This window comes from Neorhizobium sp. T6_25, from assembly GCF_002968555.1.
GTDB lineage: Bacteria > Pseudomonadota > Alphaproteobacteria > Rhizobiales > Rhizobiaceae > Neorhizobium.
Genome location: NZ_PVBL01000017.1, coordinates 53375 through 66639, shown reverse-complemented (window position 1 = coordinate 66639; position 13265 = coordinate 53375). Strand labels below are relative to the sequence as shown.

Sequence of the window (13265 nt, the reverse complement as noted above, 5' to 3'; positions counted from 1 at the left end):
GGAGATCGATGGCGAGGATAGCGGCAAAGCGTGACTACAGCCTGCTTGGGCGCGATGCCCAGGCAGCGGTCGCCAATGGGCTCGCGGCGGCGCAGTGGTATCATACCGAGGTTCCGCGCAAGCAGATGAAGGAATTGATGAAGCGGGAGGATGGGCCAGCCCTTCGGGACACGGCGATCTGGCTCGGTTGCATGGCCGTCTTTGCAGGGCTTGGCATCTATTTCTGGGGCAGCCTCTGGGCGATCCCTTTCTTCCTCGCCTACGGCGTGTTCTACGGATCCGCCTCGGACAGCCGCTGGCATGAATGCGGTCATGGCACGGCATTCAAGACGATGTGGATGAACAACTTTGTCTACCAGATCGCCTGTTTCATGATCATGCGCAATCCGGTGACCTGGCGCTGGAGCCATACCCGGCACCACACCGATACGGTCATTGTCGGCCGGGATCCGGAAATCGCGGTGATGCGTCCGCCGGATCTCCTGCGGCTGATCCTCAATTCGTTCGGCCTGCTGGATGCCTGGCATGCGGTGATCGACATGGTCCGCAATGCGTTTGGCGTCATCAGCGCCGAAGAGAAGATCATCATTCCGGAGACGGAGCAGCCGAAGGCGATCCGCGTCGCGCGCATCTGGCTCGCGATCTATGTGGCGACCGTTGCGCTTGCGATCGCCCTGCATTCGATCCTGCCTCTGATGCTGATCGGCATGCCGCGCCTTTATGGTGCCTGGCACCATGTCATGACCGGCCTGTTGCAGCATGGCGGCCTTGCCGACAACGTCACCGACCACCGGCTAAACAGCCGCACGGTCTACATGAACCCGATCAGCCGCTTCATCTACTGGAACATGAACTATCACGTGGAGCATCACATGTTCCCGATGGTGCCCTATCACGCGCTGCCGAAGCTGCACGCGATGATCAAGGACGATCTGCCAGCACCGAATCCCTCGATCCTCCACGGTTATCGCGAGATGATCCCGGCCTTCCTGCGCCAGCTCCGGAACGAGGATTACTTCCTGAAGCGCGAGTTGCCACCGACGGCAAAGCCCTATCGCGAAGACTTCCACAGCGACGCCATGGCGCCAGCGGCGGAGTGACGCCGGCGTCCGACAAAAACAAGCCATAAAGGGGAGGAGAGCCCGATGAGCACCTGGATCGACGTCTGCGACAAGGACGAGATCGACGAAGAGGATGTCATCCGCTTCGATCACGGCGGCAAGAGCTACGCCGTCTATCGCAGCCCGGAAGACAGTTTCCACGCGACCGACGGACATTGCACGCACGAGAATGTCCATCTGGCCGATGGTCTGGTGATGGACGACATTATCGAATGTCCGAAGCACAACGGCCGCTTCAACTACAAGACCGGCCAAGCCAAGGGCGCCCCCGTCTGCGTCAACCTCAAGACCTATGCGGTCAAGGTCGATGGTGGCCGCGTCTTCATCCAGGTCGGCTGAGATGGGTGACAAAGGCATGGTGATCGTCGGCGCCGGAGAAGCGGGCGTGCGGGCGGCCTTTGCCCTGCGGGAGCGGGGTTACCAGGGGACCGTCACGCTGATCGGCGACGAGCCGCATCTCCCCTACGAGCGTCCACCCCTGTCGAAGGGGGGCGAGGAAGCCGGGACCGTCCGGGCGATCGTCGCAAACGAACGTTTTGCCGAGGCGGGGATCACCTTCCTGCGAGGGCGGCGGGCTATCTCGCTCGACCCGGCGCGCCATGCGCTGCTATTGGAAGCCGGCGAAACGTTGTCCTACGAGCGGCTGCTGCTCGCAACCGGCGCGGCGCCGCGCCCGTTTCCAGGCCTTGCCATCAGCGATCGCATCCATGTGCTGCGGACCGTCGAGGACGCATCAGCCATTCGTCGCCACATGCGGAAGGATGGCCGCCTGGCCATTCTCGGCGGTGGCTTCGTCGGGCTCGAACTGGCCGCGATGGGCCGGAAACTCGGGACGGCCGTCACCTTGTTTGAGGCGCAACCGCGCGTGTTGATGCGCGGCGTTCCCGAAAAGCTCGCGCTCGCCTTGCAGGCACGGCACGCGGCAGAAGGCGTGGAACTCCTCTGCGGCGTGGGGATCGAGACCATCGCCGATGGCGAGAGCGGCGTTACCATCGGGTTCGCCGATGGTCGCCAGATCAAGGTCGATGCGCTCGTGGTCGGGATCGGTGCCCAGCCCAACACCCGTCTTGCCGCAGAAGCAGGACTTGCGATCGACAACGGCATCGCCGTTGACCGCCATCTGGCGACCAGCGATCCGCACGTCTTCGCGGCCGGCGACTGCTGCTCCTTTCCCGTCACCGCCTATGGCGGCCGGCGCGTCCGGCTCGAATCCTGGCGCAACGCGCAGGAACAGGGCAGCGTCGCGGCGGCCAACATGCTGGGAGAGGCCGCATCCTTCGATGCGGTGCCCTGGTTCTGGTCGGACCAATACGACCTGACGCTGCAGGTAGCCGGCCTGTCCGACGGCGCGACATCGACCATCGGCCGGACGCTGTCGCCGGAGGCCGAGATCCTGTTTCACCTCGACGCGGACGGGCGATTGCTGGCAGCCAGCGGACTTGGCCCCGGCGGTGCCGTTGCCCGCGACATTCGGCTTGCCGAGATGCTGATCGCCAGGGGCACGCGTCCCGATCCCGCTGCACTCGCCGATCCTTCCGTCAAACTGAAATCCCTTCTGTGAGCGCGTGGCGCCAAAGGATGCACCGATGAAATCCAACCGTCCCACCGTTGCCGATATCCTGGGGCTCAAGCGCAAGCGCCAGCTCAGCATGCTTCGTGTCGCCACGCTCGAGGAGGCGGAAGCCGCCGACAAGGCCGGGATTGAAATGGTCTCCGTGCCGCCGGCGCTCCTGGGCCCCGCGTTCCGGGAGGTGGCGCCAAGCGTCTTTGCCGTGCCGGGACTCGAATATGGCGACTTCGTCACGACGGAGGAATATCTGCGGGCGGCCTTCAAAGCGATGCGCGCCGGTGGCGACGCCGTCTATTGCGCGGCAAGCCTCCGGATCATCCGCGAACTCAGGGACGAGGGCATTCCCGTCTGCAGCCATGTCGGCCTCATTCCCTCGAAGGCAACCTGGACCGGTGGCTTCAAGGCGGTCGGCAAGACGGCCGACAGCGCGATGGCGATCTGGAATGCCGTCAAGGCCCTCGAGGAGGCTGGTGCCTTCGCCGCCGAAATCGAGGTGGTTCCGGCCGAGATTGCCTCGCTGATCAGCGGCCAGACGTCTCTCTTCATGATCTCGATGGGGGCGGGCGCTGGTTGCGATGCGCAATATCTCTTTGCTGATGACGTGCTCGGACAGAACCGCGGGCACGTGCCCCGACATGCGAAGACCTATCGCAACTTTGCCGCAGAGTTCGACCGCCTGCAGCACGAGCGCATCGCGGCCTTCCGGGAGTTCCGCCAGGACGTCGAGAGCGGAGCCTATCCGGCGGAGCCGCACAATGTCGGCGTGGCGAGCCAGGAACTCGCCCGCTTCCGCAACATGATCAACGGCTGATCGAGCTACAGGCGATCAACCCTGCTCTGCGGCCATTGCGGCGCTTGCGAAAATTGTGGACCTGTCAGCGAACTTCCGACTTCCACCGCAGTTTACGGTAGGAAGGTGATGGATGACTAGAAACCGCGCGTTCAGCAGGATGACAGGTGAAGCCGTACCGAATGATCGTCATCGGGAACAAGAACATCGTTTCTTCCGAAATTCGCGATGCCTGGAAGCAAGCAGGGATCGGGTTGCGAGGCCCCGTCTTGCCGTCGGCTTTCGAAATGGGTCTCGTGCGGGCCGCCCATGGCGTGCTGATCGATGCCACGGAGGATGCCAATTTCATGTTTCGGATATCCGAGCAGCTTGAGGCCGCTTCGGTTCCCTTTGTCTTCGTGGTCCGTGAAGAGCGGGTTCTCGGACATAAGGGCCCTTACGTGCTCGGAGTTCGGCCAGAAGATATCAAGGACATTGTCGAAGAGCTGCTTGAACAATACGACAGCGGCGTCCGGCACTAGGATTGGTTTCGTTCGGTGGACGAATGTGCCGCGAAATTCTTTAGCATCAGCCTGAACAGCTGGAGGCGAAGAGCCTGGCTCGTTTGCCCCAGGGGAAGTTGAAGTTTCGCCTCCATGATCGTTCGATCGGCAAGTGCACCGGCTTCCCTGTCGGAGCGGACAAAACGACGCGCCATGCGGTGAACCCAGGGGATGAGATCGTCGATCCGGGGGTTCACGTCTTCCTGGCTGTTGGGACTTGGCGTACCCGGGACGACGGTCATTCGTAGCTCCCTCCTTACGCCAGATAATCCAGCAGGCTGTTATGTCGTTCCGGTACGCTAGCGGACAGTCGAAGTGCTGGCCGCTCGGTGCATCCCTACCTGACGCCAGCGTGCGAAGCTTGCTGGTGAAGATCCAAAGGAGTAGACTTCATCTTATCGTTCGCAGACTAAACAGGGCGCGAACGGCTGAGGGTTACAGTGTGCTCTTGCCCCCAATCGTGGGAAGCACACATGGCCGCGCCTCTGCAATTCAATATGCCGAACAAGCTTCTGGCGTTGCTTCCTCGAGCCGACTACGACCAGATCGCGCCGGACCTGGCCCATGTCGTCCTTCCGAGAGGAAGCTTGCTCGGCGAAATGGGAAAGCCCATCAAATACGTCTATTTTCTCACCTCCGGGATAGGTTCCGTCGTCGCAACGACGCCTGAAGGTCATCGCGCCGAAGCTGGTCTGTTTGGTCTTGATGGTTATGTCCCCACCTCGGCCGTCGCGGGCGCGGAGATCAACGCGCACGACGTCGGCATCCAGCTGGAGGGCGATGGCTACAGGATGGACTACGATGCGTTCCGCGGCTGGATGGAGCGGAACAGGAGCCTTTCCAAGGTGATGATCCGCTCGCTGGAGGCGTTTTCGATCCAGCTGGCCTATACGGCCGCATCGAACGCTCTTCATGACGTCACCGAACGATTGGCTCGCTGGCTGCTGATGTGTCATGACCGGGTTGCCGGCAATGAAATCAACCTCACTCACGAGTTCATTTCGTTGATGCTGGCCGTCCGCCGGCCGAGCGTGACGACGGCTCTGCATGTGCTTGAGGGCAATGGATTCATCAAGTCCGAGAGAGGTCACATTACCATTCGCAACCGGGCCGCTCTCGAAGAATTTGCGCATGACGCGTATGGAAGGCCGGAAGAGGAATACCGGCGTCTGATGAGAGACCTTTTCTGACGCATCAGATGCGTTAGATTGCCGTTGATCGAGCTTTTCGAAGCAGGGCAGGCAGTCACTCACCGGGCGGACCGACATGACACGCTACTTCTTCCATATCCGGCGGAATGACGAGACAGTCCTCGATGAGGAAGGCGACGAATTCGCCAGCCTCGACGAGGCACGCATCAGCGCCGTCAATGCCGTCCGGGAACTGGTGGCGGCGAAGATCAAGAGAGGCCTGATGATCCTGAACGAGCATATGGAAGTGCGCGACGAATCAGACGCGCTGCACCTGGTCATCTCGTTCCACGAGGTGATCGAAGGCCAGCTCAAACGCTGAAAGCGGTTCAGAATTCGCCGATGAGGCGACGTAATTCCTCTTCCGGCTTGCCGTAGGCATTGCCCGCGAATTCCTCCATGCCCTTCCGGTCCCGGATGGTGATGCGGCCGCGTTCTGCACGGATGAGTTTCTTGCCTTCAAGCACATGCAGGGCTGTGGTGACGCTCGGTCTGCGAACGCCCAGCATCAACGAGATGAAATCGTGCGTCAGCGCGATCTCGTCGCCGTCCACACGGTCGTGGCACATCAGCAGCCAACGGGCGAGACGTTCATCGACCTGATAGGTAACGTTGCAAAGCGCCGTATAGGATATCTGCGAGGCAAAGGTCTGGATAAATCTGGCGAGGAGATTGGCAAAAACGGGATGCTGCGAGAGGGCTCGAATGACGGCGTCCAGCGGCATGCGATACCCATGCCCTTCCACCTGCATAAGCACCTCATGGACGCTGATCGTGCCGCCGACACCGGCCGAGGTCGGCGAAAAACCCTCGCGGCCGAACATCCCCGCCTCGGCCCGCTGGCCGTCCGACGAAACGGTGACGACCGATCCGATCCCGTTGCAGAGGAAGTAGACATAGTCGATAGGCCTGTCTGCCTTGACGATGATAAAACCTCTGTCGAGATCGACGGGCTCAAGCGCGGCGGCGACGCTATGGAACTCGTCGTCCGGCAACAAGCCTAGCAGTCGGTTTCGCTTCTCTGGGGGTTCTGCGGCGGACATGGCTCTCGCTGAGGTCGGGCGGGAGCCGAGAGCTTCCGGCCGCCATGCCCAGAACTGACGGACGGTTGTCGATTCTATAGCATCCTGTTGTTCCAGGTGTTTTTGCGTACGCTGGCAGACGCTTCGCCCGTTTTCTTCCATGAGGAGTAATCTCATGGTTCTTCATTTCAGGAGGGCGTAAAATGGAGAACCACGAACCTGTCTTGCTGCTGGAGGATCAGGCTCTTATTGCCATTTACATGGAGGAGCTGCTTCATGAAGCCGGATTTGACAATATCAGCACACTCTCATCCTGCGCTGCCGCGGCCGAGTGGCTTCAGAAGAACACACCCGAGCTTGCCGTGATAGAAACCAGGCTCAGAGACGAGCCATGCGACGCCATCGCCGCCGTTCTCAACCAGCGCGGCGTTCCGTATATCGTCCACTCGGTAGAACGGGACGGCAGTGGAAATCACCCGTACATGGGCACGAAATGCAAGTGGATCGACAAACCGTGCGATCCGGATGAATTCGTGAAGGCCGTGAAAGAGTGTGTGCCCAGCCGAAGGGAACCAGCGCCCGCCGCCTCGGGCCCCCAATACCAGGAGCAGTGCCACCACCGGTAGACAACACCTTCCCATGAGAGGTGGCCGGTGTCGGACCTCGTCCGTGCCTTGCGATCAGGTTGCGATTCTCACTGTTGCGCGCACTTGGCCTGCGGCTGCGGGTTGGCCGCCCCTGCTGTTGCGGGCCGTTCGCCTGAGACGGTGCCGGACATCTTTTCGCAGTCCTGGCCGGACTTGCCCACGTCGTTCGGCATTGCATTCCGGGGTCGCTCGATCGCCTGGGTGCCTAAGGGTCCGCCTGCGTTTGTGCCTTGCGCCGGCGTTGTATCGGGCGTGAATGTGCCGCCCTGTTGAGCAAATGCAGGCATGGCAAGCGTGAAAATGGCGAGGGCGGTGGCAACGGTTCGATTGAGCATTTTCAGTCTCCTTTCATGCTCGAACCTGCGGGCCGCAGGATGGTTCCTTTGGCCGCTCGACGTCAACCAGCGGTTACTGAACCGGGCCTGATTGAGGATATCGGATAATGGGTCAGGCTCGAAGTGGGGAGGCTGTTAAATTCAGCCTCCCCACCCAACGGGACTGGTTAGGCGGGAGCAGCCAACGGAAGCGCTGTGGCCGATGAGGACCTTCCCGTTGCAACCGCCACCATGGGCATGCCGGCTTCCAGGCATGCCGCGATGAAGGCTTCGCGGGCGATCTCGACTGGCGCTATCCTCTTCAATGCCGCCCGGCATCTCTGGACGGCGCGGTCATAACGCTCCCCATGCCTGAGCGGCCACTCGTTCTCAAGAAAGTCCAACGCGTCGTAGACGTTGTTGAAAGTATGGTTGAGACCGTTCGGCAGCCGGATGTTTACCGGCGCGCGGAACGGCATTTCCGGGATGTTCATGATCTCCTCCTTTCACATGCCGGATGAAAAAGAAGCAGAATCGATTTGGTTATTGGCCGCTGGGATTCAAGAGGTCGTGCGGTCCGCTGTGATTAGTTGTTATCGCCGAGCTGAGCCGCAAGGTGAATTCGGGCACGGTTGACCCGGCTCTTGATGGTGCCGAGCGGGCAGTCGCAACGTTGTGCCGCAACCTCGTAGCTCTCTCCCTGGATCAGGACGATATCCAGGGCCTGGCGATAGTGAGCGGGCAGTTCCGAAAATGCCTTTTCCAGTTCCCGGACGCGAACCGACCATTCCTGGGGTGCCTGGACCGACGGCTGTGCCGAAATGCCTTCTCCCAGACCGATCACCTCTCGCTTGGCAAGGCCGAATTTGGTGCAGAACGTGTTGCGCATGATCGTGAAGAGCCAGGATTTCAGGCTGGTACCCGGCTGGAACTTGTCGAGATTCGCCAGCGCTCTGAGAAGCGTCTCCTGCACGAGATCATCCACGTCGCTCGGCGTCCGGTGAAACCGCCGCGCGAAGGATCTGAGCGCAGGTATCAGATCCACGACATCGGAGCGAATATGAGAAATGGAATTATCGACTGCCATGGGGCCTCCTGACATGACAATTGACGGAACTGCGGCCGGAGCCATTTGTTCCGATGTTTTATATGAATCCTGGGCCGTGGCGCAGGGGGCGCCGGCATCATAGCCAGCGAGGTTGTCGCGGTCTCTTGCCGGTACCGTCACGTCTTCTTGTCAGGGAGGTTGCAATCATTTGGTCCCTCGCTGCGAATCCTTGTTGCAATTCATTCGCAATTGCAGAATATGAATGTAACGAGAGTGCCCGTCGTCGTTGCAGACGATCTCCGAGCTGCGACGAGGCCATTTCGAACACTGATTGCAACTAAGTCCTATTCGCAAAGGGAGGCGTGCATGCTTGACAAGATACGATGGCTGGTCCTGACCGGAATGGTGGGAACGGCGTTCGCCGCCGCTCTGTCGGTCATGCCGGCATCGGCTCAGGACAAGTTCAAGGCGGTGACGACTTTCACGGTGATCGCGGACATCGCGAAAAACGTCGCCGGCGACGCCGCGGTCGTCGAATCCATCACCAAGCCCGGCGCGGAAATCCATAACTACCAGCCGACACCCGGCGACATCCAGCGGGCGCAGGGCGCCAGGCTCGTCTTCTGGAACGGGCTCAATCTCGAGCTCTGGTTCGAGAAGTTCTTTCAGAACCTGAAGGACGTGCCGGGCGTCGTAGTCTCGACAGGCGTCGAGCCGATGGGCATCGTCGAAGGCCCGTATGTGGGCAAACCCAACCCGCATGCCTGGATGTCTCCCACCGCGGCGCTGATCTATGTCGACAACATCCGCGATGCCTTCGTGAAGCACGATCCGAAGAATGCCGCGACCTACAAGGCCAATGCGGAAGCCTACAAGGAGAAGATCAAGGCGGCCATAGATCCTATCAAGGCCGAACTCGCCAGGGTGCCGGAAGACAAGCGGTGGCTTGTGACGAGCGAAGGCGCCTTTTCCTATCTCGCCCGCGATTTCGGCTTGAAGGAGTTTTATCTGTGGCCGATCAATGCCGACCAGCAGGGCACGCCGCAGCAGGTTCGCAAGGTGATCGACGCCGTTCGCAAGAACCGGATCGGTGTCGTTTTCTCGGAAAGTACGATCTCGCCGAAGCCAGCCGAACAGGTGGCGCGGGAAACCGGGGCCAAATACGGCGGCGTTCTTTATGTGGACTCGCTGAGCGAGGCCGATGGCCCGGTTCCGACATATCTCGATCTGCTGAAGGTGACTTCGGATACCATCGCCAAGGGCCTGGCCGCCTCGCCCTGATATCTGTCGTGCGCCCATTCGCGATCCGGCGGGGGGGGTGCGTGCATTTGCCGTTTTCAAGAGGACGTTTCCAATGAATGCTCAACCCCGTTGGCCGAACCATGCTCCTTCCGGCTCTGACGGAATCATGGTCGACGGCGCGACCGTGACCTACCGCAATGGCCATACGGCGCTGAGGGATGCGAGCTTCAGTATTCCTCAGGGAACGATTACCGCGCTGGTGGGGGTCAACGGTTCGGGCAAGTCCACGCTGTTCAAGGCGATCATGGGTTTTGTGCGTCTGGCGAAAGGCGACATCCGGGTGCTCGGCATGTCGGTCAAGGAGGCGCTGCGCAAGAACCTCGTCGCCTATGTGCCGCAGTCGGAAGAGGTCGACTGGAACTTTCCGGTGTTGGTCGAGGATGTCGTCATGATGGGCCGCTACGGCCATATGGGCATGATGCGCATTCCGAAAGCCGCCGATCACGAGGCGGTGGCGACGGCGCTGGCCCGTGTCAGCATGAGCGAGTTCCGCAAGCGCCAGATCGGAGAACTGTCGGGCGGGCAGAAGAAGCGGATTTTCCTCGCGCGCGCACTGGCGCAGGACGGCCGCGTCATCATGCTCGATGAGCCCTTCACCGGCGTCGACGTCAAGACGGAGGACCAGATCATCAGCTTGCTTCGCGAGCTGCGCGACGAGGGCCGGGTCATGCTGGTCTCGACGCACAATCTGGGCTCGGTACCGGAATTCTGCGACCGGACCATCCTGATCAAGGGGACGGTGCTCGCCTACGGGCCGACGGTCGAGACCTTCACCCAGGAAAACCTGGAAAAGACCTTCGGCGGCGTGCTGCGTCATTTTGTGCTCAGCGAGGCGCGGAACGGAAGTCCGACGTCGATCGGCCTGATCAGCGACGACGAGCGGCCCTTGGTGCTTCGGGGCGGGAAGGCGACCAACCGCGCATCCGACGAGGAAGGCGGAGGCCGCGAATGATCGCCGTTCTTATCGAGCCCTTCACCTACAACTATATGCTGAATGCCATGTGGGTCTCGGCCCTTGTCGGCGGCGTCTGCGCCTTCCTTTCCTGTTATCTGATGCTGAAAGGCTGGTCGCTGATCGGCGATGCGCTCTCGCATTCGATCGTTCCCGGCGTGGCAGGCGCCTATATGCTCGGGCTTCCCTTTTCGATAGGCGCCTTTTTCTCCGGAGGGCTTGCCGCGGCCACGATGCTTTTCCTCAACCAGCGCACCAAGCTGAAGGAAGATGCCATCATCGGCCTCATCTTCTCCTCCTTCTTCGGGCTGGGGCTGTTCATGATCTCGCTGAGGCCCATGGCGGTGAACATCCAGACGATCGTGCTCGGCAACATTCTCGCCATCACACCCGAGGACACGTTGCAACTCGCCATCATCGGCTTCGTGTCGCTGGCTGTTCTGCTCGTCAAATGGAAGGACCTGATGGTAACCTTCTTTGACGAGAGCCACGCCCGGTCGATCGGCCTCAATCCGACCGCGCTCAAGATCGTCTTCTTCACTCTTCTGTCGGCTTCGACGGTCGCTGCGCTTCAGACGGTGGGGGCCTTCCTGGTCGTCTGCATGGTGGTCACGCCCGGGGCGACCGCCTACCTCCTGACCGATCGTTTCCCGCGCCTCCTTGTTCTGGCGGTGATCATCGGGTCGATCACCAGCTTTGTCGGCGCCTATGCGAGTTATTTCCTAGACGGGGCGACCGGCGGCATCATCGTGGTGCTGCAGACGGCAATCTTCCTGATCGCATTCTTCCTGGCGCCGAAGCACGGGATGCTGGCGGCACGCAGGCGGGCAGCCCAGGCGCTGGAGGAGGCCCCATGACCATCGTTGATACGCTTCTTTCACCCTTCCAGTTCGGCTTCATGGTCAACGCGCTGCTGATCTCGGTGCTGATGGCCGTGCCGATGGCGCTCCTGTCCTGCTTCCTTGTCCTGAAGGGCTGGTCGCTGATGGGCGATGCGATCAGCCATGCGGTGTTTCCCGGCGTGGTGATCGCCTATATCATCGGCATGCCTCTTGCGATCGGTGCTTTCGCAGCGGGCATGTTCTGCGCCATCGCCACCGGCTTCCTGAAGGAAAACAGCCGCATCAAGCAGGACACGGTGATGGGCATCGTGTTCGCCGGCATGTTCGGGCTCGGCCTCGTCCTTTATGTGAAGATCCAGTCCGACGTGCATCTCGATCATATCCTGTTCGGCGACATGCTCGGCATCTCCTGGCGTGACATCGGCGAGGCGGCCGTCATCGCGACGATCACGGCCGGCATTCTCGGCGTGAAATGGAAGGATTTCCTGCTGCACGCCTTCGATCCGGTGCAGGCACGGGCCGTGGGACTGAGGGTCAATTTTCTGCACTACGGTCTTCTCGCTCTCATTTCGCTGACGATCGTCGGTGCCCTGCAGGCAGTCGGCATCATCCTTTCGATCGCCATGCTGATCGCGCCGGGAGCCACCGCCTTCCTGCTGACCCGCAAGTTCAGCACCATGCTGATCCTGTCGATTGCCATTGCCGTGACCGGTTCGTTCGCCGGCGTCTACCTGTCCTTCTTCATCGACAGTGCCCCGGCCCCGACCATCGTGCTCGTGCTGGCGATCGGTTTCGTGCTCGCCTTCATCCACGCTACCCGCCAGGCTGCCCGGGTCGAGACGACCGAAACGATCTAGCAATAGGGAGGGGTCGCGCCTCCGTTAGCCTCCCGTCCCGGCAAAGCCGGCGCGGGCGGCATCCCTGCGTGCTTCCAGGTCTCGACCCTCCTGATCGTCCCCATCGCGACCGTTCTGAACCCGCCTCGCCATGCTGATCGCAGACCAGCGTAGCGCCCTGTCGCTCCGCATCCGGCATTTCAGGCGTTGACAGCGAGACTACAGGGCGATATATCAATTACACAACTAATATCTTAGTTATGAAATTGATATGTCTGAAATGACCGAGTTCCCGTCGCTGCCGCTCTCCGATCTGGTATCTCCGCAGGATTTGCCGGTGGGCGGGAATATGACCAACCGCATCCACGCGCTGTTGCGCAAGCTGATCGTCGAGGTAAGGCTCTTGCCGGGCCGTGCCCTTTCCGAAAAGGAAATTGCGGCGCTACTCCACGTGAGCAAGACTCCCGTTCGGGAGGCCATCATTCGGCTTGCGGAGGAAGGGTTCGTTACCGTTGTCCCGCAGGGCGGCACCTATATCGCGCCGATCGATGTGCAGCGCTACATGGAAGCCTGCTTCATCCGCTTCAAGCTGGAGGAGGGGGCGGTTGTCGAGGCCGCCAAGAGGCATTCGCTCGAAGACATCGCACGCTTGAAGACCAGTCTTGCCCAGCAGCGCGCCGCTGCCGAAGGCGAGCAATTCACCGACTTTTTTCTGCTGGATGAGGAATTCCATCGCACGATCTTTGCGGCGGCCCGCCTTCCCGGCGCGTGGAGCGTCGTCAACCAGGCAAAGGGCGAGATGGACCGGATGCGGCATCTGAAGCGCGTGTTCGCGGTTCGGCGGACCGAGAAGGTGATCGAGGAGCACGAGAACATCGTAGCGGCCATCGAATCCGGCGATGTCGATCGGGCGCGCGAGGCGGTGCAGTCCCATCTCGGATCACTCGAGTCCAAGATCCTGGAACTCTCCAAGAACCCGAAAATCTGGACCTACATCGAACAGATCAATACGCGCGTCATCAAGAAACGCGTCTCAAGAGGCTCCCAATTGCCTGCCTGAACATCCAAGGCTTTTGAGGAGGGGCCTTT

Annotated in this window: 18 protein-coding genes; 13 read left to right on the top strand and 5 right to left on the bottom strand. The window is 60.9% G+C overall.

What is annotated here, in order from left to right:
* Positions 1 to 8: 8 nt before the first annotated feature.
* The 5 genes from C5L10_RS21405 to C5L10_RS21385 all read left to right on the top strand — a co-directional run bounded on the left by C5L10_RS21405 (position 9) and on the right by C5L10_RS21385 (position 4002).
* Positions 9 to 1100 (top strand): fatty acid desaturase family protein, encoded by a 1092-nt coding sequence (locus tag C5L10_RS21405; RefSeq protein WP_105431295.1) that lies wholly within the window; start codon positions 9 to 11, stop codon positions 1098 to 1100.
* A 45-nt stretch (positions 1101 to 1145) separates the two neighbouring features.
* The gene (locus C5L10_RS21400) at positions 1146 to 1460 is read left to right on the top strand and encodes a MocE family 2Fe-2S type ferredoxin (protein WP_105431294.1); all 315 of its coding nucleotides are present in this window, start codon (positions 1146 to 1148) and stop codon (positions 1458 to 1460) included.
* Position 1461: 1 nt separating this feature from the next.
* Positions 1462 to 2682, top strand: coding sequence for an NAD(P)/FAD-dependent oxidoreductase (locus tag C5L10_RS21395; protein ID WP_105431293.1), 1221 nt, complete (start codon positions 1462 to 1464; stop codon positions 2680 to 2682).
* Positions 2683 to 2707: 25 nt separating this feature from the next.
* Positions 2708 to 3502, top strand: a complete 795-nt coding sequence (locus C5L10_RS21390) for a 3-methyl-2-oxobutanoate hydroxymethyltransferase (RefSeq protein ID WP_105431292.1) — start codon at positions 2708 to 2710, stop codon at positions 3500 to 3502.
* Positions 3503 to 3648: 146 nt separating this feature from the next.
* Positions 3649 to 4002, top strand: coding sequence for a hypothetical protein (locus C5L10_RS21385; protein WP_172717099.1), 354 nt, complete (start codon positions 3649 to 3651; stop codon positions 4000 to 4002).
* Here the strand turns inward: C5L10_RS21385 and C5L10_RS21380 are convergent.
* Entirely contained in the window at positions 3999 to 4265 is a 267-nt protein-coding gene (locus C5L10_RS21380; RefSeq protein WP_105431290.1) for a hypothetical protein, read from the bottom strand. The two genes, C5L10_RS21385 and C5L10_RS21380, sit on opposite strands and share 4 nt — an antisense overlap.
* 231 nt (positions 4266 to 4496) lie before the next feature.
* Between C5L10_RS21380 and C5L10_RS21375 the strand changes: the two genes are divergently transcribed.
* Together C5L10_RS21375 and C5L10_RS21370 are read left to right on the top strand one after the other, a co-directional pair.
* Complete coding sequence (locus C5L10_RS21375) at positions 4497 to 5213, top strand: Crp/Fnr family transcriptional regulator (protein ID WP_046633964.1); 717 nt, start codon at positions 4497 to 4499, stop codon at positions 5211 to 5213.
* 76 nt (positions 5214 to 5289) lie between these two features.
* Positions 5290 to 5535: a hypothetical protein gene (locus C5L10_RS21370; RefSeq protein ID WP_105431289.1), complete on the top strand. Its 246-nt coding sequence runs from the start codon at positions 5290 to 5292 to the stop codon at positions 5533 to 5535.
* A gap of 7 nt (positions 5536 to 5542) precedes the next feature.
* On the opposite strand, the gene C5L10_RS21365 is transcribed toward C5L10_RS21370, so the two are convergent.
* Positions 5543 to 6256, bottom strand: coding sequence for a Crp/Fnr family transcriptional regulator (locus tag C5L10_RS21365; RefSeq protein WP_105431288.1), 714 nt, complete (start codon positions 6254 to 6256; stop codon positions 5543 to 5545).
* 182 nt (positions 6257 to 6438) lie between these two features.
* Here C5L10_RS21365 and C5L10_RS21360 point away from each other — a divergent pair, with 182 nt between their 5' ends.
* On the top strand, positions 6439 to 6861 hold the full coding sequence (locus C5L10_RS21360; protein WP_105431287.1) for a response regulator: 423 nt from the start codon (positions 6439 to 6441) through the stop codon (positions 6859 to 6861).
* A 68-nt stretch (positions 6862 to 6929) separates the two neighbouring features.
* Here C5L10_RS21360 and C5L10_RS21355 read toward each other — a convergent pair whose 3' ends face one another.
* From C5L10_RS21355 to C5L10_RS21345, 3 genes are all read right to left on the bottom strand, one after another.
* On the bottom strand, positions 6930 to 7217 hold the full coding sequence (locus tag C5L10_RS21355; protein ID WP_105431286.1) for a hypothetical protein: 288 nt from the start codon (positions 7215 to 7217) through the stop codon (positions 6930 to 6932).
* Between the two features lie 167 nt (positions 7218 to 7384).
* Positions 7385 to 7690 carry a DUF982 domain-containing protein gene (locus C5L10_RS21350; RefSeq protein ID WP_105431285.1) on the bottom strand — a complete coding sequence of 102 codons (306 nt, stop codon included), beginning with the start codon at positions 7688 to 7690 and terminating at the stop codon, positions 7385 to 7387.
* Positions 7691 to 7782: 92 nt separating this feature from the next.
* Positions 7783 to 8283, bottom strand: coding sequence for a sigma-70 family RNA polymerase sigma factor (locus tag C5L10_RS21345; protein WP_046666265.1), 501 nt, complete (start codon positions 8281 to 8283; stop codon positions 7783 to 7785).
* 363 nt (positions 8284 to 8646) lie between these two features.
* On the opposite strand from C5L10_RS21345, the gene C5L10_RS21340 reads away from it, so the two are divergent.
* The 5 genes from C5L10_RS21340 (at position 8647) to C5L10_RS21320 (ending at position 13236) form a co-directional block, all read left to right on the top strand.
* On the top strand, positions 8647 to 9525 hold the full coding sequence (locus tag C5L10_RS21340; RefSeq protein ID WP_245448084.1) for a metal ABC transporter substrate-binding protein: 879 nt from the start codon (positions 8647 to 8649) through the stop codon (positions 9523 to 9525).
* Between the two features lie 73 nt (positions 9526 to 9598).
* Positions 9599 to 10498, top strand: coding sequence for a manganese/iron ABC transporter ATP-binding protein (locus C5L10_RS21335; RefSeq protein ID WP_105431283.1), 900 nt, complete (start codon positions 9599 to 9601; stop codon positions 10496 to 10498).
* The gene (locus tag C5L10_RS21330; RefSeq protein ID WP_105404471.1) at positions 10495 to 11355 is read left to right on the top strand and encodes a metal ABC transporter permease; all 861 of its coding nucleotides are present in this window, start codon (positions 10495 to 10497) and stop codon (positions 11353 to 11355) included. Before C5L10_RS21335 ends, C5L10_RS21330 begins: the two co-directional genes overlap by 4 nt.
* A complete protein-coding gene (locus C5L10_RS21325; protein ID WP_105431282.1) occupies positions 11352 to 12197 on the top strand; it encodes a metal ABC transporter permease in 846 nt (281 codons plus the stop codon). The genes C5L10_RS21330 and C5L10_RS21325 overlap by 4 nt, the downstream gene beginning before the upstream one ends.
* 250 nt (positions 12198 to 12447) lie before the next feature.
* Positions 12448 to 13236, top strand: a complete 789-nt coding sequence (locus C5L10_RS21320) for a GntR family transcriptional regulator (protein ID WP_172717098.1) — start codon at positions 12448 to 12450, stop codon at positions 13234 to 13236.
* Positions 13237 to 13265 lie beyond the last annotated feature (29 nt).